Here is an 18,866-nt window from a genome sequence, read left to right as displayed (position 1 = left end):
TATTCTCCGATTCGAGCGGGTCCGCTTTCGGAGCCGCCACGCTGTCGGAGGAGGTGGGTCCTGTCGCTGGGACCGACGAAGGCCAGGCGGAGGAGACGACCCCGGAGCGCAACGCGCGCTTCGAGCGGGACGCCCTCGGCTACCTCGACCAGATGTACTCGGCCGCGCTGCGCATGACGCGCAATCCGGCCGACGCCGAGGACCTGGTCCAGGAGACGTACGCGAAGGCGTACGCGTCCTTCCACCAGTTCCGCGAGGGCACCAACCTCAAGGCGTGGCTCTACCGCATTCTGACGAACACCTTCATCAACTCCTACCGCAAGAAGCAGCGCGAACCCCAGCGCAGCGCGGCGGAGGAGATCGAGGACTGGCAGCTGGCGCGCGCCGAGTCGCACATGTCGACCGGTTTGCGTTCCGCCGAGTCGCAGGCGCTCGACCACCTGCCCGATTCGGACGTGAAGGAAGCGCTCCAGGCCATTCCGGAGGAGTTTCGCATCGCCGTCTATCTCGCCGACGTAGAGGGCTTTGCGTACAAGGAGATCGCGGACATCATGGGTACACCCATCGGTACGGTCATGTCGCGACTGCACCGTGGACGCCGCCAACTCCGCGGAATGCTGGAGGACTACGCCCGTGAGCGCGGGCTCGTCCCCGCCGGCGCGGGAGAGTCGAACGACCGGAAAGGCTCGGACTCATGAGCTGCGGAGATCCGCACGAGACGGAATGCTCTGAGGTCCTGGACCACCTGTACGAGTTCCTGGACCGGGAAATGCCGGACAGCGACTGCACCAAGTTCGAGGCGCACTTCGGCGAGTGCAATCCCTGCCTGGAGAAGTACGGGCTGGAACAGGCCGTGAAGAAGCTGGTCAAGCGCTGCTGCGGTTCGGACGACGTGCCGCAGGACCTGCGCTCCAAGGTGATGGGCCGCATCGAGCTGATCCGCTCGGGGCAGGCCGTACCCGACCACGACGTCACCGCCGGTCCGACGGCTGCCGCCGAGCCCACGGCCACCGCCGGTCCGGCCGGTCCCGCGGCGGGCTGATCCCGCTCGTCCCCTCCTGAACGGCCACCCCCGGAAAGAGCCTTCGTTCACCCGAAGGTGCTAATCCGGGGGCGCCCGGACAGCCCAACGGGACAATCCGGCCCCCTCCGCACGGGCCCCCGCCTATTCTCCCCTTCCGGTACGGGTGCGATCCCGTACCCGGTTCGAAGGCACCGGGGAGGAGGGCGCCATGCGGGTACTTCCGCCGGCGGCGCGCGTCTACCTCCTCTGCGCCGTCCTCGGGGCCCTCGCCTGCCTCCTGCCCGCGCCGCCGCGCTCCGGCGCGCCGTGGGCGACCGTCGCCGCGCTCGGCGGGCTCTACCTCGCCTGCGAGCTGGCGCAGCTGCGCCCCGGGCCCGGGGCGCAGACGTCCGCGGGCATCGGGTCCTTCTTCCCCGTCGTCCTCGCCGCCGTCTTCCTGCTGCCGCCCCCGGCCGCCGCCCTGGTCGCCGTACCGGGCGCGCTCGCCGGGAGGGTGCTCCAGCGGCCCGCCGCGGTGCGCCGCGTGTGGCACGCGGCCCAGCAGGCACTGGCCGCCCGCGCCGCGGGAGAGGTGTACGGGCTGCTGGGCGGCCACGCGGCGCCGGGCAGAGCGGGGCCCGCGGGCCGGGTGGCGGACTTCCCCCACGTGCTCCTGCCGGCGGCCGCCGCGGCCGTCGTGTTCTGCCTCGTGCTCACGGCCCTCGAAGCGGGCGTCCTGGCCGCCGCCGAGCGGCGGCCCGCGGCGAGCGCCTGGCGCGGGCCGCTCGCCCGCTCGCTCGGCCCGCACGGCGTGCACGGCCTGGCCGGGCTGATGATGGCCGTCATGTGGCGCAGCCCGTACGGCCCGCCCGCCGCGCTGCTGGTGCTGCTGCCGATGTACATCTCCTGCTGGGTCTTCGCCCAGTACCACCGCGAACGCGCGGCCCACCAGGCCACCATCCGCGCCCTCGTCCAGGCCGTCGACATCAAGGACCGCTACACGCGCGGCCACAGCGAGCGGGTCGGCCAGGCCTCCGCGATGATCGCCCGCGAACTGGGCATGGCCGAGGACCGCATGGAAGTGCTGCGGATCGCCGGGATCCTGCACGACGTCGGCAAACTCGGCGTGCCCACCCGGCTGCTGCGCAAGGACGGACCGCTGACCCCGGAGGAGCGCCGGATCATCGAACTCCACCCGGAGTACGGCCACGAGATGGTGCGCGGCATCGGCTTCCTCGGGGAGGCCCGGGCCGCGATCCTGCACCACCACGAGCGGGTGGACGGCTCCGGCTACCCCTACGGCCTGACCGGTGAGCAGATCCCGGTGCCCGCCCGCGTGGTGGCGGTGGCCGACGCCTTCGACGCGATGACGTCCACCCGCTCCTACAGCCGGGCCCGGCCGGTGCCGACCGCGCTGGGCGAGCTGGAGCGCTGCGCCGGCGCCCAGTTCGACCCGGTCATGGTGGGGGCCCTGGTCCGCGCGATCGGACGGCACGGCTGGCACCCGGTGGTCACCTCCGACGACCACCTCCAGGTCATCCCGCGGACCCCACCGGCGCCGGTGCCCGCGCCCGGGCCGCCCACCGCCCCCGAGCTGCGCGACGGCCCGCCCGGCCTGTCGGGGCTGCCCGCCCAGGGCGAGCCCCGCGGCCGGTCCGGTGCCACGGGACCTGCGGCCCGCGGCGCCGGCCCGGCCGGGAGCACGGGACCGGCCGGGGGCCGGGGGTGAGGGTCCGGGGGGCCGGGGCCCTCCGCGCGGCCGCCGCCGCGCTGACCCTGGCCGCGCTCGGGGACACCCTGTGGCACGGCGTGCGCGACCCCGGCACCGCCCTCTGCTTCGGCATCCTCATCACCCTCGGCGAACTGGCCCGCCGAGATTCCGGCGATTCCAGCGAGCCCCGCGGCTCCCGGGACCTCCCGGGCGCGCGGGACGCCCACGCCCCCCACGGCCCCGGCGGGCACCCGCGCGCCGGGGACCGCCATCCCGCCCCCCTGGGCTCCGCCGGAGCCCTCGCCTACGCGCTGCTCGGGCAGAGCGCCGGGGCGCCCACCCACCACGGCGTGCTCCAGACCGTCGCGGTCGTCGTCGCGGCCGCCCTCGCCGGGATCGCCGTCCACGTCGCCCGCGGCCGCGGGCCCGTCCTCGACCACGTGGCCCGCCGGGTCCTCACCGTCGGTTTCGCCGCCGCCTGCTTCCAGCCCCTCTACAACTCCGGGCGGCTGGAGCAGCTGGTCGGCCAGGGCCCGTACCTGGTCCTCTTCCTGCTCCTCCTGCTCGGCCTCACCGCCCTGTGCGACGCGGTCCTCGCCGCCGCGCTGGTGGGACTGCGCACCGGGTGGCCGTACGGGCCACTGCTGCGGGACGAGCTGCGGGCGCTGCCCGGCGCCGGGTCCGCGATCTGCGCCACCGGCGTCGTGATGTCCCTCGGGGTGGCGGTCGCCGGGCTGTGGGCGCTGCCCGTCCTGAGCGTGCCCCTGCTGCTCACCCAGATGTCCTTCCGCCGGATCGACGCCGTCCGCACCACCTACCGGCAGACGATCACCTCCCTGGCCCGGGCCACCGAGATCGCCGGGTACACCCGCCCCGGGCACGCCCGCCGGGTCGCCGGCCTCAGCTGCGCCGTCGGCCGCGAGCTGGGCCTCTCCGAGCGGGAGCTGACCGTGCTGGAGTACGCGGCCCTGATGCACGACATCGGGCAGCTCTCCCTGGTCGACCCCGTCCCGGCCGGTGCCACCGCCGCGCTGCCCGCCGCCGAGGCCCGCCGGATCGCCGCGCTGGGCGGGGAGGTGGCCCGCCAGACCGGGGTGCCCGCCGAGGTCGCGGTCGTCGTCGAACGCCAGGCCGATCCCTACCGCGACCAGCCGGTCCTGGCCCGCATCGTGCGGACCGCCAACGCCTACGACGACCTGGTGGGCGGGGACCGTCACCCGGGCGGCTCACTGGCCGCCCTGGAGCGGCTGCGCCTCGGCACGGCCCGCGACCACCATCCCGAGGTCGTCGAGTGCCTCGCGCGCGTGCTGCGGCGGAGCGCTTCGAGGCGCGATGGTGCGTGCCTGGAGCGGCCGGAACGGGATGCGCGGGGGCGCGGCGGACGTGCCAGAGTTGTACCTGGCCGACCTGGGTAACCCATGGGTAATGAGCGCCCGTATCCGTGGGCATGGTTGGATGCGAAGTGAGAGTGTCCGCAAGGCTGCACTGTTGCATCGTTGGACCGGCAGGCGGGAATCGTGAGGATCTTCGGGAAGGTACGGCATCGGCCGTCCGCCTCGTGGCGGCAGGCCACCGACCGCGCGTTCACGCTGATCGGCGACGGGCGGTACGAGGACGCGGGTGCGCTGCTCACCAGAGCGGCGGACCTGGAGCCCTGGCTGTCCGAGTCCTGGTTCAACCTGGCCCTGCTGCACAAGTTCCGGCACGACTGGGAGCAGGCGCGGGCCGCCGGGCTGCGCGCCGTGGCCCTGCTGGACCGCGAGTCGGGCGCTCCCGACTGGTGGAACGTGGGCATCGCCGCCACGGCCCTCCAGGACTGGCCGCTGGCCCGCCGCGCCTGGCAGGCGTACGGGCTGAAGGTGCCCGGTGAGGCCACCGGCTCCGGTGAGCCCGTCGGCATGGAGCTAGGCAGCGCCGCGGTGCGGCTCTCGCCCGAGGGCGAGGCCGAGGTGGTCTGGGGCCGCAGGCTGGACCCGGCCCGGATGGAAGTCCTCTCGATCCCGCTGCCCTCCTCCGGGCGGCGCTGGGGCGAGGTCGTCCTGCACGACGGGGTTCCGCACGGCGAGCGCGTGACCTCCGCCGGCCCCTCCTTCCCGGTGTTCGACGAGATCGAGCTGTGGGCGCCCTCGCCGGTGCCGACCTGGGTGGTGCTGCTGGAAGCGGCCACCGAGGCCGACCGCGACGCCCTGGAGCAGCTCGCCTCGGACGCGGGCTTCGCCGCCGAGGACTGGTCCTCCTCGGTCCGGCTGCTGTGCCGGACCTGTTCGGAGAGCGAGATGCCGAGCGGCGAGGGCGACGGGGACCAGCTCGATCCGCACGACCACAGCGAGCCCGGGCACCCCGGTCCGCTGGGCCACCGCACGACAGGATCGGGCTCCCTGTGGGTGCCCGAGCGCGAGTGCGGGATCGCGGCCCCGCCCGGACTGGTGCGCGGACTGCTCGACGGATGGGTCGCGGACAGTCCGGACAGCCGCGAGTGGCGCGATCTCGAAGAAGTCTGCTGACCGGGGGCCGTAGGCTGTACCGGCACATCGGTGACTTAGGGAAGGCGTACGGCGGACATGGCGCAGCAGGAGAACGAGGTCGTCGAGATCGTGAACGACGGGTACGTCGTGGACACCGAGGACTGTGCGGAGCGTGAGCTGGCCCACCGCGAGCGCGGGACCGCTCGTCCGATCACCGTGGTCGGCAACCCGGTCCTGCACCGCGAGTGCAAGGACGTCACCGAGTTCGGCGACGAGCTGGCGCGGCTGATCGACGACATGTTCGCCAGCCAGAAGGCCGCCGAGGGCGTGGGCCTGGCCGCGAACCAGATCGGCGTGGACGCCAAGGTCTTCGTCTACGACTGCCCGGACGACGACGGCAACCGCCACACCGGTGTCGTGGTGAACCCGAGGCTGGTCGAACTGCCCGCCGCATCGCGCGTGCTGGACGACTCGAACGAGGGCTGCCTGTCGGTCCCGACCGCCTACGCCTCCCTCGCCCGCCCCGACTACGCCGAGGTCGAGGGCCAGGACGCCCAGGGCAACCCGATCAAGGTGCGCGGCACCGGCTACTTCGCGCGCTGCCTCCAGCACGAGACGGACCACCTGTACGGGTACCTGTACATCGACCGGCTGTCCAAGCGCGACCGCAAGGACGCGCTGCGCCAGATGGAAGAGGGCACCCCGCGCTACGAGACGGTGCCCAACCCGTAGGACCCGTAAGGCAGTACGAGGCAACCGCGCGAGGCCCCGCTCCGGGAAGAGGAGCGGGGCCTTCGCACGTGCGGCGGACGGGTCAGCCGCGCGACCCGTGGCCGATGATCGTCCAGCCGGTGTCCGTGGCGGAGGCGGTGGCCGCCGTACCGCCGAGCATCAGGGCGGTGAAGGCGAGGGCCGTGAGCATGCGGAGCGTACGAGACATGGAAACCCCTGTGGGTCGACTGCGGGGCCGGCCGGAGCGCTGTGCGGCGGGCTCTGGCCGGGTGGCCCCCACCGTACGTCAGCCTGCGTTGACGGGTGGGGGTGGAACGGGCCAAACGACCGGCGGAATCCGGTCAGGCCCCGCGGGGTGCGGGGCCCGGCCGGAGCCGCGGGCGGCGGACCGGGCGTCCTCGTCCTAGAAGTCCTCGTCCAGGTCGACGGTGCCCTCGACCGCGACCTGGTAGGCCGACGGGCGGCGCTCGAAGAAGTTGGTCAGCTCCTGGACGCCCTGGAGCTCCATGAAGGAGAACGGGTTCTGGGCGCCGTAGACCGGCGCGAAGCCGAGGCGGACCAGGCGCTGGTCCGCGACGCACTCCAGGTACGCGCGCATCGACTCGGTGTTCATGCCCGGCAGGCCGTCGCCGCACAGGTCGCGGCCGAACTGCAGCTCGGCGTCGACGGCCTCCTTCAGCATGTCGACGACCTGCTGCTGGAGCGCGTCGTCGAACAGCTCCGGCTCCTCCTTGCGGACCGTGTCCACGACCTCGAAGGCGAAGTTCATGTGCATGGTCTCGTCCCGGAACACCCAGTTGGTGCCGGTCGCCAGACCGTGCAGCAGACCGCGCGAGCGGAACCAGTAGACGTAGGCGAAGGCGCCGTAGAAGAACAGGCCCTCGATGCACGCCGCGAAGCAGATCAGGTTCAGCAGGAAGCGGCGGCGGTCGGCCTGCGTCTCCAGCCGCTCCAGCTTCTCCACCTCGTTGATCCACTTGAAGCAGAACTGCGCCTTCTCGCGGATCGAGGGGATCTCCTCGACCGCGTCGAAGGCCGCCGCGCGGTCGTCCGGATCGGGGAGGTAGGTGTCGAGCAGCGTCAGGTAGAACTGGACGTGCACGGCCTCCTCGAACAGCTGGCGCGACAGGTACAGCCGCGCCTCGGGCGAGTTGATGTGCTTGTACAGGGTCAGCACGAGGTTGTTCGAGACGATCGAGTCACCCGTCGCGAAGAACGCGACGAGGCGGCCGATCATGTGCTGCTCACCGGGCGTCAGCTTCGCCAGGTCGGCGACGTCCGAGTGGAGGTCGACCTCCTCGACGGTCCAGGTGTTCTTGATCGCGTCCCGGTAGCGCTCGTAGAAGTCCGGGTAGCGCATGGGACGCAGGGTCAGCTCGAAGCCCGGGTCGAGCAGGTTCTTCTCGGCCGCGCTCTTGTGGGGGGAACTCATTACTGGCAGGCCTCGCATGACTCGGGGTTCTCAAGGGAGCAGGCGAGCGCCTCGGCGTCGGCGTCGGCCTGCGGGAGCGCCACCGGGGTGGCGGCCTGCGCGGCGCGGGCGATCTTCGTCGCCGGGCGCGAGCGCAGGTAGTACGTGGTCTTCAGGCCCTGCTTCCAGGCGTACGCGTACATCGAGGACAACTTCCCGATGGTCGGCGTCTCCAGGAACAGGTTCAGCGACTGCGACTGGTCGAGGTACGGCGTACGGGCCGCCGCCATGTCGATCAGGGCGCGCTGCGGGATCTCCCACGCCGTGCGGTACAGCGCGCGCACTTCGGCGGGGATCCAGCCGAAGCCCTGCACCGAACCGCTGGCCTCGCGCAGCGCCTCGCGGGTCTGCGCGTCCCAGACGCCGAGCTTCTTCAGCTCGGCCACCAGGTAGGCGTTGACCTGGAGGAACTCACCGCTGAGGGTCTCGCGCTTGAAGAGGTTGGAGACCTGCGGCTCGATGCACTCGTACACGCCCGCGATCGAGGCGATCGTCGCGGTCGGGGCGATCGCGAGGAGCAGCGAGTTGCGCATGCCGGTCTCGGCGATCCGGGCGCGCAGCGCGTCCCAGCGCTCCGGCCAGTTCAGCTCGGTCGCGTAGTGGTCCGGGTGCAGGACGCCGCGGGCGGTGCGGGTCTGCTCCCAGGCCGGCAGCGGGCCGCTGCGCTCGGCGAGGTCGCAGGAGGCCTCGTACGCGGCCAGCATGATGCGCTCGGAGAGCTTGGTGGACAGCGCCTTCGCCTCGGGGGAGTCGAAGGGCAGCTTCAGCTTGAAGAAGACGTCCTGGAGGCCCATCGCGCCCAGACCCACCGGACGCCAGCGGGCGTTGGAACGCCCGGCCTGCTCGGTCGGGTAGAAGTTGATGTCCACCACGCGGTCGAGGAAGGTCACGGCGGTGCGGACGGTCTCGTCCAGCCGCTCCCAGTCGATCTCACCGGTCTCGGCGAGGACGAACGCGCCGAGGTTGACCGAGCCGAGGTTGCAGACGGCGGTCTCGCCGTCGTTGGTGACCTCGATGATCTCGGTGCACAGGTTCGAGGAGTGGACGACGGTGCCCGGCTCGGCGGTCTGGTTGGCCGTGCGGTTGGAGGCGTCCTTGAAGGTCATCCAGCCCTGGCCGGTCTGCGCGAGGGTGCGCATCATCCGGCCGTACAGGTCGCGGGCGGGCATGGTCTTGCGGGCCAGGCCGTCCGCCTCGGCCTTGCGGTAGGCGGCGTCGAAGTCGTCGCCCCACAGGTCGACCAGCTCCGGCACGTCGGCCGGGGAGAACAGCGACCAGTCGGCGTCGGCGTTCACGCGGCGCATGAACTCGTCCGGCACCCAGTGGGCGAGGTTCAGGTTGTGGGTGCGGCGCTGGTCCTCACCGGTGTTGTCGCGGAGCTCCAGGAACTCCTCGATGTCCGCGTGCCAGGTCTCCAGGTAGACGGCGGCGGCGCCCTTGCGGCGGCCGCCCTGGTTCACGGCGGCGACGGAGGCGTCGAGGGTCTTGAGGAACGGCACGATGCCGTTGGAGTGCCCGTTGGTGCCGCGGATCAGCGAACCGCGGGCGCGGATGCGGGAGTACGAGAGGCCGATGCCGCCGGCGTGCTTGGAGAGGCGCGCGACCTGGTGGTAGCGGTCGTAGATCGAGTCCAGCTCGTCGAGCGGAGAGTCAAGCAGGTAGCACGAGGACATCTGCGGGTGCCGGGTGCCGGAGTTGAAGAGCGTGGGGGAGGAGGGCAGGTAGTCGAGGCGGCTCATCAGCCGGTACAGCGAGGCCACTTCCTCGACGGCCTGGACGCTCTCGTCCGCGGCGAGGCCGCAGGCCACGCGCAGCATGAAGTACTGCGGGGTCTCCACGACCTGGCGGGTGATCGGGTGGCGCAGCAGGTAGCGGCTGTGCAGGGTGCGCAGACCGAAGAAGCCGAAGCGGTCGTCGGCGCCCTCGGCGGCCGCGTGCTCGACGAGCGCGTCCAACCGGGTCGCGTGCGTGGCGACGAACGCGGCGGTGCGCTCCGCGATCAGGCCCTCGCGGTGACCGACTGCGACGGACGCCGAGAAGGAGGTGGCCCCCTGGCCCGCGGCCTCTTCCGCGATCGTCAGCGTCAGCAGACGGGCGGCCAGCCGGGAGTACGCCGGGTCCTCCGAGATCAGGCCGGCGGCCGCCTCGGTGGCCAGGCCGCGCAGTTCGGCCTCGTCGGCCACGGAGCTGCGGCCCCGCAGCGCGGCGGCGGCGACCCGGCCGGGGTCGGTGTCGGCCAGGTCGGCGGTGAGGTCGGTGAGGGTGCGCAGCAGCGCGGCGCCGGGACCCTCGGTGGCCTCGGGCTGGGCGGACTCGGCGCGCGGTGCGGCAGGCGCGATGGTCACGTGGGGGGCTCTCCCTCGCTCGGCTCCGGACGACTCACGGGGCGGGGCGAGGGGGCTGCCGGGCGGGCACGGACGTGCGGGCCCGGGGCAGGGCTCGGCGCGTCTCCACACGGCGTCCACCGGCCCAACCGCGAGGCCCGGACGTATCGGCGTCCGGACCGGTCGGTCCGGGCGCACTGTCGGCAGGTCCTCGGACTTGCGGCAGCACCAATGGGTGGTTGGGTGCAGTTCATACCGTTGCGGGACAGTTCCGGATTCGCACCGGATTCCCCTGCGGCGACAGCGAGCACGAGCATACATGTGGGGGCCGCTCGTTGCGCGACCCCCACATGTTGTGTCGGCGCGGCTACAACTCCATCCGATGCGGCGGCGCGAGGACGGCCGGTACGGGCGCCCCGGCACCCTCCGGGGCCCGGCTGGTCCGGCGGCTCCCGCAGGCCCCGTGGCCCCCGGCAGGGCCCCTCGGCGGTCCCTCCGGCGGGCTCGGACAGGTCCCCCGGCGAGGCCGTGGGGGCGGCCGGAGGCCGGCGACCGGGACCCCGCCGCCGACGGCCCGTCCCACGCGAGAGGCCGCCGGGTTCCCGGTCGGGGAATCCGGCGGCCTCCGGTTCGCGGTGGCTCCTCAGCAGCAGCGGAAGCCCTCGCGGGGGTCCGCCTCGCGGGCGTCGGTGCGGGCCCGCTCGAAGGCCCTGCGGGTGGGCACCTCGGCGTGCGGGTCGTGGGAGCGCGCATGGGCGACGTACCGCTCGTAGGCGCTCTCGCCCGAGAACTCGCGGACGTAGAACCGGATCCGGCCCAGCGCCGCCCGGACGGCGCTCACGCCACCGGTTCCTTGACCCGGCCGCCGCCCGAGTCCAGACCCGCGGCGGCCAGTTCCGCCTTCTCGGCGGCCGTCGGGATCAGGCCGGCCGGAGCGATGATCTTCGACTCCGACCACGGGACCTCGGAGAGCTCCGCGCTCCCCGGGTCGCGGACGGCCTTCAGGCAGGTCCGCAGCGCGTCCAGCAGGACGATGACGATCAGGAGCGCGAAGACCGCGGAGAGGACCCCGTCGACCGTGGCGTTGGTGACCACGGTGTGCATCTGGTCCATGGTCTTGGCGGGCTTGAGCACCTTGCCCGCCTCGATCCCGGCCAGGTACTTGTCGCGCTGGGCGAAGAAGCCGATCGTCGCGTCGTCGGAGAAGATCTTCTGGTAGCTGGCGGTGAGCGTCACGGCCACGTCCCAGGCCAGCGGGACCGCGGTCACCCAGGCCCACTTGAGCCGGCCCGACTTCACCAGCAGCGTGGTGCAGACGGCGAGGGCGACGGCGGCGAGCAGCTGGTTCGCGATGCCGAAGAGCGGGAAGAGCTGGTTGATGCCGCCCAGCGGGTCCTTCACGCCGACCCACAGGAAGTAGCCCCAGCCGCCGACGACGACCGCGCTGGCGAACCAGACGCCCGGCTTCCAGCTGACGTCCTTGAAGGACTTGTGCAGGTTGCCCAGGGTGTCCTGGAGCATGAACCGGCCGACCCGGGTGCCCGCGTCGACCGTGGTCAGGATGAAGAGGGCCTCGAACATGATGGCGAAGTGGTACCAGAACGCCTTCATCGCGGTCCCGCCGACCACGGACGAGAAGATCTCCGACATCCCGAGTGCGAAGGTCGGCGCGCCACCCGTGCGGGAGAGCAGGCTGGTCTCGCCGATGTCCTTGGCCGCCTGGGTCAGCGCGTCCGGGGTGATCGAGAAGCCGAGGCCGCCGATCGCCTGGGAGGCCTCCAGGGCGGTGGTGCCGATCCGGCCGCTGGGGGCGTTCACCGCGAAGAAGAGGCCCGGCTCGATGATGCAGGCGGCGATGACCGCCATGATCGCGACGAAGGACTCGGTCAGCATGGCGCCGTAGCCGATGACCCGGACCTGGGTCTCCTTCTGGATCATCTTCGGGGTGGTGCCGGAGGAGACCAGCGCGTGGAAGCCGGACAGCGCCCCGCACGCGATGGTGATGAAGACGAAGGGGAACATCGAGCCGGCGAAGACCGGTCCGTCGCCGCGGGTGGCGAAGTCGGTGACGGCGGGCATCTTCAGCGTCGGCAGGGCGATGACCACGCCCACGGCCATCAGCGCGATGGTGCCGACCTTCATGAAGGTGGAGAGGTAGTCGCGCGGGGCGAGCAGCATCCACACCGGCAGCACCGAGGCGAGGAAGCCGTACCCGACCATCCAGATGACCAGCGTCTCCTTGTCGAGCGTGAAGACGTCGGCGAGGGAGGAGTCGGCGACCCAGCCGCCCGCGACGATGGCGAGCAGCAGCAGGGCGACGCCGATGAGCGAGACCTCGGTGATCCGGCCCGGGCGCAGCACCCGCAGGTAGAAGCCCATGAAGAGGGCGATCGGGATGGTCATGCCGATGGAGAAGACGCCCCAGGGGGAGTCCGCCAGCGCGTTGACGATGACCAGGGCGAGGACCGCCAGCAGGATGATCATGATCATGAAGACCGCGACCAGCGCGGCCGCGCCGCCGACGGGGCCGATCTCGTCCCGGGCCATCTGGCCGAGCGAACGGCCGTTGCGCCGGGTGGAGAAGAACAGGGTCACCATGTCCTGGACCGCGCCCGCGAAGATCACGCCCGCGACGATCCAGATGGTGCCCGGCAGGTACCCCATCTGCGAGGCGAGCACCGGGCCGACCAGCGGGCCGGCGCCTGCGACGGCCGCGAAGTGGTGGCCGAAGAGCACCCGGCGGTCGGTGGGGTGGAAGTCGACACCGTTGTCGAGGCGTTCGGCCGGGGTGGCGCGGGTCTTGTCGACCTTCAGCACCCGGTCCGCGATGAAGCGCGCGTAGAAGCGGTAGCCGATGGCGTACGAGCCGAGCGCGGCGGCGAGCAGCCAGGCGGCGGAGATCTCCTCGCCGCGGGAGAGGGCGAGCACGCCCCAGCCGACGGCGCCGACGAGGGCGACGGCGGCCCAGACGGCGATGGACGCGGGGGTGAGCCCCCCGCCTCCCGACCGCCCGGCGGTTGCTTCGGGTCCAGCTTCCGGCATGATCCTCGTCCCCTCGTCGATCATCTGCGCGCGCGCAGGGAATCTACGGGGACCACCCGGTGAACGAAAGCCCCCGTCCGCATAGCGGTACGTGAGTCAACTACGGTTCGCGGGGCGGGTCGACGCCGCGGGGCCTCGAACGTATAACGATGGCCGGCGGCATGGCGGGGGCCTGGCCGCAGGGCGTGGACGTGCGGCGGAGCGCGGACCGGGAACGCGCGGGAGAGCCGCGTTCCCGGCCGGAATCAGACCGCCGGCCGCTTGAGGCGGGCCACGAACTTGTAGCGGTCGCCGCGGTACACCGAGCGCACCCACTCGACGGGTTCGCCGTCGGCGTCCAGGGAGTGCCGGGAGAGCATCAGCATCGGCAGGCCCACGTCCGTACCCAGCAGCCCCGCCTCGCGCGGCGTGGCCAGAGAGGTCTCGATGGTCTCCTCGGCCTCGGCGAGCCGGACGTCGTACACCTCCGCGAGGGCGGTGTAGAGCGAGGTGTACTTGACCAGCGAGCGGCGCAGCGCGGGGAAGCGCTTGGCCGAAAGGTGCGTGGTCTCGATGGCCATCGGCTCGCCGCTCGCCAGGCGCAGCCGCTCGATGCGCAGCACCCGGCCACCGGTGGTGATCTTGAGCAGTCCGGCGAGGGTGTCGTCCGCCGTCACGTAGCCGATGTCGAGGAGCTGGGACGTGGGCTCCAGGCCCTGCGCCCGCATGTCCTCGGTGTACGAGGAGAGTTGGAGCGGCTGGGAGACCTTGGGCTTGGCCACGAAGGTGCCCTTGCCCTGGATGCGCTCCAGCCGTCCCTCGACCACCAGCTCCTGGAGGGCCTGGCGGACCGTGGTCCTGGAGGTGTCGAATTCGGCCGCCAGGGTGCGCTCCGGGGGTACCGGGGTGCCGGGCGGCAGGGTCTCCGTCATGTCCAGCAAGTGCCGCTTGAGCCGGTAGTACTTGGGCACCCGCGCCGTGCGAGTGGCTGCCCCGCCTTCCGGCTCCGTGGTCGCCCCTTCGGTGGCCATCGCCGCCCGCCTTCCCGACTCCAGTTTCGCTGCCGTCACCGGCTCCTCCGATATGTGCGGTCACATCGTGACACGGGCCGCGGGGCGGGCCTCGCCCCCACCTGAGGTGTCGGTCCGGTAACGGACCGAGCACCCGCTCATTAGACCCTTGACACCCCTAAAGGTCTAGGCCAAGCTCCGACTACTGGTCTAAACCAATATGGATCAGATCCCGGCCCCACGTGCAGTACTTCGCGTATGTCGCCGCGGCGGGCAAGGGGAAGTGCAGGCAGCATCCCTGAGGAGGGTGGCGTGAAGCGCAAGCTCATCGCGGCGGTTGGAGTCGCGGGCATGGTTATCGGCCTGGCGGCGTGCGGTGGCTCCGACAGCAAGGGGGGCACCGAGACCGACAAGGCTTCGGGTGCCAAGGAGCTCACCGTCTGGCTGACGGTCGACGCCCAGAACAACTGGCCCGAGCTGGTGAAGGCGGCCGACGACGCGATAGTCGCGAAGCACCCGGGTCTCACGGTCAAGCACGAGTACTACGGCTGGCCGGACAAGAACGCCAAGCTGGACGCCGTGCTCGCCACGGACAAGGCCCCGGACGTTGTCGAAATGGGCAACTCCGAGATGATCGGCTACATGGCGACCGGCGCCTTCTCCGAACTCGACGCGTCGAAGTTCGAGAACTCCGCCGCCTGGCTGGACGCCCTGAAGGAATCCGTCACGTACGACGGCAAGAACTACGGCGTTCCCTACTACGCCGGTGGCCGCGTCGGCACCTGGCGCAAGGACCTGGCCGCCGAGGCCGGCGTCACCGCCGCGCCGAAGACCTGGGCCGAACTGACCGGTGCGCTGGACAAGATCCAGACCGCGAAGGGCGACAAGTTCAGCGCCCTCTACCAGCCCTCGCCGGACTGGTACGCCGCGATGTCCTTCGTCTACGACGCGAACGGCACCATCGCCAAGAAGGACGGCGACAAGTGGAAGGCGACCCTGTCCTCCCCCGAGTCGCTGAAGGGTCTCAAGCAGTACAAGGAGCTCCTCGACAAGTACATGCACGCCGACAAGACCAAGGACGAGTCCGACCGTCCGGTCGTGTTCGGCCAGGGCAACGCCGCCGCGATCTTCTCCGCCGGCTGGGAGGGCGCCGACGCCGCCACCCCGAAGAACGACAAGGTCGGCGGCCTGAAGGACAAGGTCGAGACCTTCGTGATGCCCGGCCCGAACGGCAAGGCCCTCCCGGTCTTCCTGGGCGGTTCGGACCTCGCGGTGCCGTCCAAGTCCAAGGCCAAGGACATCGCCGCCGAGTGGATCAACGTCTTCACCGGCTCGCAGGGCCAGAAGGGCCTGATCGCCAAGGGCAACCTGCCCAACAACAAGACGGACCTCGCCCCGCTCAAGGCCGACCCGAAGACCCAGGTCTCCGCCACCGCCGCCGAGTCCTCCTGGTTCGTCCCGACCGCTCCGGGCTGGGGCCAGGTCGAGAAGGGCAAGCTCCTGCAGACCATGCTCCAGGAGATCGGTACCGGCAAGAAGACGGTCGAGGCCGCGGCGAAGGACGCCGACGCCGCGATCGACAAGGTCATCAACACCAAGTGACCTGAAGGAGGGCCCCGCCGCGACGGCGGGGCCCTGCTGCCCGTCAAGAGAGGGACCCCCGAGGAGCACGCGATGAGTGCCGCACAGACAACCACCGCCGATCTGCCGCCCGCGGGGCAGAAGCCTTCGACCGCGGCGAAGACAGGGAACGCGGGCACGCCGGGGAAGACGGGCAGGACGGGCCCCCGCAAGGGCCCCGGCGCCACCCCCTGGCTGCTGCTCGCCCCGTGCCTGCTGGTCATCGCGCTCGTCATGGGATACCCGCTCTACAGGCTGGTGTCCCTCTCCTTCCAGAACTTCGGCAAGTCCGAACTCTGGGGGTTCAAGGAAGCCGAGTTCGTCGGCTTCGACAACTTCTCGAAGTTCCTCGGCGACGGGGTCTTCTGGACCGTGGTCCTGCGCACCGTGATCTTCGCGGTCGGCGCCGTCATCCTGACGATGGTCATCGGCATGCTGATCGCGCTGCTGCTGCAGAAGGTCTCCGGCTGGGTCAAGGCCCTCGTCAACATCGCGCTCGTGGCGAGCTGGGGCATGCCGATCATCGTCGCCACGGCCGTCTTCAAGTGGCTCTTCGACTCCGGCTACGGCGTCCTCAACTACATGCTGAGCAAGCTCCCCGGCGTGGACATGATCGGCCACAACTGGTTCGCCAGCGGCCCCGAGGGCCTCGCGGTGATCATGCTCCTGGTGGTCTGGGGCGCGGTGCCCTTCGTGGTCATCACCCTCAGCGCGGGCCTGACGCAGGTGCCCAAGGAGCTGGAGGAGGCCGCGCGCCTCGACGGCGCCGGCGCCTGGGGCGTCTTCCGGCACGTCACCCTCCCCATCCTGAAGCCGATCCTCGTCATGCTGACGACGCTCTCGGTGATCTGGGACATGGGCGTCTTCCCGCAGGTCTTCGTCATGCGCAACGGCAACCCCGAGGCCGAGTTCCAGCTGCTGACGACCTACTCCTACCAGCAGGCCTTCGTGGTCAACGACTACTCGGGCGGCTCCGCCATCGCCCTGGTGACCGTCCTGCTGCTGCTCGGAGTGGTCGCCGTCTACATGCGCCAGATGCTCAAGATCGGAGAGGTGGAATGACCGCCGCCACCGCGCCCGCCGCGACCCCGTCCGCCGCACCCCGCACGCCGAAGCCGAAGCGGAACCGGAAGAAGTCCAGGCTCGGCTGGAACCTGGGCGGCCTGCTGGTCTTCGTCGTCATGGGCTTCCCGGTCTACTGGATGCTCAACACGGCCTTCAAGCCGGACAAGGACGCGATCGACCCGCACCCCAAGTTCTTCCCGACCACCTTCACGCTGGAGAACTTCAAGCGCGCCCTGGAGATCTCCGACTTCTGGGGCCCGGTCGGCCGCAGCCTGATCGTCTCCTGCGTCGTGGTCGTCATCGGGATCGTCGTCGGCATGCTGGCGGCCCTCGCCATCTCCCGGTTCGCCTTCCGCGGCCGCAAGGCCGTCATCGTCGGCATCCTCGCCGTGCAGATGATCCCGCTGGTCGCGATGATCATCCCGGTCTTCCTGCTGCTCAACGACCTGGGTCAGTACGACAAGCTCACCGGTCTGATCATCACGTACCTGACCTTCATCCTCCCCTTCACCGTCTGGACGTTGCGCGGCTTCATCGTCAACATCCCGAAGGAGCTGGAAGAAGCGGCGATGGTCGACGGCTGCACGCCGACCGGCGCCTTCATCCGGGTGGTCTTCCCGCTGCTCGCCCCGGGCATGGTCGCCACCTCCGTCTACGCCTTCATCCAGGCGTGGAACGAGTACCTCTACGCGCTGATGCTGATGAGCCAGCAGAATCAGACGGCCACCGTCTGGCTCGGCAACTTCACCACCAAGCACGGCACCGAGTTCGCCCCGATGATGGCCGGCTCCACCATGATGGCGCTGCCGATCGTCGTGCTGTTCCTCGTCGTCCAGCGGAAGATGGCCGCGGGTCTCACCGCCGGCGCTGTGAAGGGATAACGGCCCATGACTGTCCTCGCGCACCGCACCGACACGCTCACCCGTGACGCGCTCGCGGTCCTCCAGCCCGGCTTCGAAGGCACCAGCGCCCCCGCATGGGTGCTGCGCCTGGTCGGCGAAGGGCTCACCGCCGTCGGCCTCTTCGGCCGCAACATCGGCTCGGCCGAGCAGCTCACCGCACTCACCGCGCAGCTGCGGGCCGTGCGGGACGACGTCCTCGTCGCGATCGACGAGGAGGGCGGCGACGTCACGCGCCTGGAGGTCCGCGGCGGCTCCTCCTTCCCGGGCAACCTGGCCCTCGGCGCCGTCGACGACACCGGGCTGACCCGCGGCGTCGCCCACGAGCTGGGCCGCCGCCTGGCCGAGTGCGGGGTCGACCTCAACTGGGCCCCCTCCGCGGACGTCAACTCCAACCCGGACAACCCGGTCATCGGCGTACGGTCCTTCGGCGCCGAGACCGGTCTCGCGGCCCGGCACACCGCGGCCTACGTCGAGGGGCTCCAGGCCGCCGGAGTCGCCGCCTGCACCAAGCACTTCCCGGGGCACGGCGACACCAACGTCGACTCGCACCACGCGATGCCCCGCATCGACGCGGACCTGGACACCCTCTACGCCCGCGAACTGGTGCCCTTCAAGGCCGCCATCGCCGCCGGGACCAAGGCCGTGATGAGCGCGCACATCCTGGTGCCCGCGCTCGACCCGGCCCGGCCCGCGACCCTCAGCCCACAGATCCTCACCGGCCTGCTGCGCAAGGAACTCGGCTACGAGGGCCTGATCATCACCGACGGCATGGAGATGCAGGCCATCGCCGGGACCTACGGCATCGAGCGCGGCACGGTGCTCGCCATCGCGGCGGGCGCCGACGCGATCTGCGTCGGCGGCGGCCTCTGCGACGAGGCGACCGTGCTCTCCCTGCGGGACGCGCTCGTCGAGGCCGTCCGCGAGGGCGCCCTCCCCGAGGAGCGGCTCGCCGACGCCGCCGCCCGGGTCCGTGCGCTGGCCACCTGGACCCGGCAGGCCCGGGAGGCCCGGCGGGCCGCCCGGCCGGGCGCGCCCGAGGAGGGGAGCGCGCCCGGCATCGGCCTCGAAGCGGCCCGCCGGGCCCTGCGGGTCACCGGCACCCGGGCGCCCGTGACCGCGCCGTACGTCGCCACGCTCGCCCCGGCCCCGAACATGGCCGTGGGCGACGAGACCCCCTGGGGCGTGGCGGCGGCCCTGGCCGAACTGGACCCCGGCACCGCCTCGGGCGAATACGGCGAGGACGCCCCGGCCGGGGAGATCCTGGCCGCGGCGGGCGCCCGTACGGTCGTCGCCGTGGTCCGCGACGCCCACCGGCACCCGTGGATGGCCGCGGCCCTGGACGCGCTCGTCGCGGCCCGGCCCGACACGGTCGTCGTCGAGATGGGCCTGCCGCGGGAGCGTGCGCGCGGCGCCCTGTACATCGAGACGCACGGCGCGGCGCGGGTCTGCGGGCGGGCCGCGGCGGAAGTCATCGCGGGGGCCTGACCCGGCACACCCTCCCCGCGTACGCGAAAGGCCGGGCTCCCGTCACGGGAGCCCGGC

The 18,866-nt window shown here is 71.6% G+C and carries 16 protein-coding genes and 1 riboswitch; of the genes, 10 read left to right on the top strand and 6 right to left on the bottom strand.

Annotated elements, in window-relative coordinates:
- Positions 1–53: 53 nt before the first annotated feature.
- The 6 genes from ABZY31_RS24940 to def all read left to right on the top strand — a co-directional run bounded on the left by ABZY31_RS24940 (position 54) and on the right by def (position 5,911).
- A complete protein-coding gene (locus ABZY31_RS24940; RefSeq protein WP_356413973.1) occupies positions 54–698 on the top strand; it encodes a sigma-70 family RNA polymerase sigma factor in 645 nt (214 codons plus the stop codon).
- Entirely contained in the window at positions 695–1,042 is a 348-nt protein-coding gene (rsrA, locus tag ABZY31_RS24935) for a mycothiol system anti-sigma-R factor (protein ID WP_356413970.1), read from the top strand. The genes ABZY31_RS24940 and rsrA overlap by 4 nt, the downstream gene beginning before the upstream one ends.
- A 190-nt stretch (positions 1,043–1,232) precedes the next feature.
- Complete coding sequence (locus ABZY31_RS24930) at positions 1,233–2,732, top strand: HD-GYP domain-containing protein (RefSeq protein ID WP_356413967.1); 1,500 nt, start codon at positions 1,233–1,235, stop codon at positions 2,730–2,732.
- On the top strand, positions 2,729–4,129 hold the full coding sequence (locus ABZY31_RS24925) for an HD domain-containing protein (protein WP_356413964.1): 1,401 nt from the start codon (positions 2,729–2,731) through the stop codon (positions 4,127–4,129). The genes ABZY31_RS24930 and ABZY31_RS24925 overlap by 4 nt, the downstream gene beginning before the upstream one ends.
- Before the next feature lie 102 nt (positions 4,130–4,231).
- Positions 4,232–5,218, top strand: coding sequence for a hypothetical protein (locus tag ABZY31_RS24920; RefSeq protein WP_356413961.1), 987 nt, complete (start codon positions 4,232–4,234; stop codon positions 5,216–5,218).
- A 57-nt stretch (positions 5,219–5,275) separates the two neighbouring features.
- The gene (gene def / locus ABZY31_RS24915; RefSeq protein WP_356413958.1) at positions 5,276–5,911 is read left to right on the top strand and encodes a peptide deformylase; all 636 of its coding nucleotides are present in this window, start codon (positions 5,276–5,278) and stop codon (positions 5,909–5,911) included.
- A gap of 82 nt (positions 5,912–5,993) precedes the next feature.
- Here the strand turns inward: def and ABZY31_RS24910 are convergent, their stop codons facing one another.
- The 6 genes from ABZY31_RS24910 to ABZY31_RS24885 all read right to left on the bottom strand — a co-directional run bounded on the left by ABZY31_RS24910 (position 5,994) and on the right by ABZY31_RS24885 (position 13,758).
- Complete coding sequence (locus ABZY31_RS24910; RefSeq protein WP_356413955.1) at positions 5,994–6,119, bottom strand: hypothetical protein; 126 nt, start codon at positions 6,117–6,119, stop codon at positions 5,994–5,996.
- A 195-nt stretch (positions 6,120–6,314) separates the two neighbouring features.
- Positions 6,315–7,343, bottom strand: a complete 1,029-nt coding sequence (locus ABZY31_RS24905) for a ribonucleotide-diphosphate reductase subunit beta (protein WP_356413952.1) — start codon at positions 7,341–7,343, stop codon at positions 6,315–6,317.
- On the bottom strand, positions 7,343–9,727 hold the full coding sequence (locus ABZY31_RS24900) for a ribonucleoside-diphosphate reductase subunit alpha (protein WP_356413949.1): 2,385 nt from the start codon (positions 9,725–9,727) through the stop codon (positions 7,343–7,345). The genes ABZY31_RS24905 and ABZY31_RS24900 overlap by 1 nt, the downstream gene beginning before the upstream one ends.
- A gap of 163 nt (positions 9,728–9,890) precedes the next feature.
- Positions 9,891–10,040: riboswitch (cobalamin riboswitch) on the bottom strand.
- 309 nt (positions 10,041–10,349) lie between these two features.
- Positions 10,350–10,547 carry a YbdD/YjiX family protein gene (locus ABZY31_RS24895; protein ID WP_356413946.1) on the bottom strand — a complete coding sequence of 66 codons (198 nt, stop codon included), beginning with the start codon at positions 10,545–10,547 and terminating at the stop codon, positions 10,350–10,352.
- Entirely contained in the window at positions 10,544–12,748 is a 2,205-nt protein-coding gene (locus ABZY31_RS24890) for a carbon starvation CstA family protein (protein WP_356413943.1), read from the bottom strand. The genes ABZY31_RS24895 and ABZY31_RS24890 overlap by 4 nt, the downstream gene beginning before the upstream one ends.
- A 245-nt stretch (positions 12,749–12,993) precedes the next feature.
- Positions 12,994–13,758, bottom strand: coding sequence for a GntR family transcriptional regulator (locus ABZY31_RS24885; protein ID WP_330332537.1), 765 nt, complete (start codon positions 13,756–13,758; stop codon positions 12,994–12,996).
- 291 nt (positions 13,759–14,049) lie between these two features.
- Between ABZY31_RS24885 and ABZY31_RS24880 the strand changes: the two genes are divergently transcribed.
- The 4 genes from ABZY31_RS24880 (at position 14,050) to ABZY31_RS24865 (ending at position 18,809) form a co-directional block, all read left to right on the top strand.
- Positions 14,050–15,339: an extracellular solute-binding protein gene (locus ABZY31_RS24880; protein WP_356413940.1), complete on the top strand. Its 1,290-nt coding sequence runs from the start codon at positions 14,050–14,052 to the stop codon at positions 15,337–15,339.
- Between the two features lie 72 nt (positions 15,340–15,411).
- On the top strand, positions 15,412–16,419 hold the full coding sequence (locus tag ABZY31_RS24875) for a sugar ABC transporter permease (RefSeq protein ID WP_356413937.1): 1,008 nt from the start codon (positions 15,412–15,414) through the stop codon (positions 16,417–16,419).
- A 119-nt stretch (positions 16,420–16,538) separates the two neighbouring features.
- Positions 16,539–17,303 (top strand): carbohydrate ABC transporter permease, encoded by a 765-nt coding sequence (locus tag ABZY31_RS24870; RefSeq protein WP_356414054.1) that lies wholly within the window; start codon positions 16,539–16,541, stop codon positions 17,301–17,303.
- A 6-nt stretch (positions 17,304–17,309) separates the two neighbouring features.
- Positions 17,310–18,809 (top strand): glycoside hydrolase family 3 protein, encoded by a 1,500-nt coding sequence (locus tag ABZY31_RS24865; protein ID WP_356413934.1) that lies wholly within the window; start codon positions 17,310–17,312, stop codon positions 18,807–18,809.
- Positions 18,810–18,866: the final 57 nt, after the last annotated feature.

Origin of the sequence: Streptomyces sp. NPDC006529 (assembly GCF_040611795.1) — a bacterium.
In the GTDB taxonomy this organism is placed as follows: Bacteria; Actinomycetota; Actinomycetes; order Streptomycetales; family Streptomycetaceae; genus Streptomyces.
Note: the sequence above shows the minus strand (reverse complement) of the source record. Positions and strands in the feature narration are given on the sequence as shown.

What these genes read in the sequence shown, in the direction of transcription:
- ABZY31_RS24885 (WP_330332537.1), bottom strand. Translation starts at nt 13,758, where the DNA reads ATGGCCACCGAAGGGGCGACCACGGAGCCGGAAGGCGGGGCAGCCACT.
- ABZY31_RS24905 (WP_356413952.1), bottom strand. Translation starts at nt 7,343, where the DNA reads ATGAGTTCCCCCCACAAGAGCGCGGCCGAGAAGAACCTGCTCGACCCG.
- ABZY31_RS24875 (WP_356413937.1), top strand. Translation starts at nt 15,412, where the DNA reads ATGAGTGCCGCACAGACAACCACCGCCGATCTGCCGCCCGCGGGGCAG.
- rsrA (WP_356413970.1), top strand. Translation starts at nt 695, where the DNA reads ATGAGCTGCGGAGATCCGCACGAGACGGAATGCTCTGAGGTCCTGGAC.
- ABZY31_RS24930 (WP_356413967.1), top strand. Translation starts at nt 1,233, where the DNA reads ATGCGGGTACTTCCGCCGGCGGCGCGCGTCTACCTCCTCTGCGCCGTC.
- def (WP_356413958.1), top strand. Translation starts at nt 5,276, where the DNA reads ATGGCGCAGCAGGAGAACGAGGTCGTCGAGATCGTGAACGACGGGTAC.
- ABZY31_RS24865 (WP_356413934.1), top strand. Translation starts at nt 17,310, where the DNA reads ATGACTGTCCTCGCGCACCGCACCGACACGCTCACCCGTGACGCGCTC.
- ABZY31_RS24870 (WP_356414054.1), top strand. Translation starts at nt 16,539, where the DNA reads ATGGGCTTCCCGGTCTACTGGATGCTCAACACGGCCTTCAAGCCGGAC.
- ABZY31_RS24890 (WP_356413943.1), bottom strand. Translation starts at nt 12,748, where the DNA reads ATGCCGGAAGCTGGACCCGAAGCAACCGCCGGGCGGTCGGGAGGCGGG.
- ABZY31_RS24910 (WP_356413955.1), bottom strand. Translation starts at nt 6,119, where the DNA reads ATGTCTCGTACGCTCCGCATGCTCACGGCCCTCGCCTTCACCGCCCTG.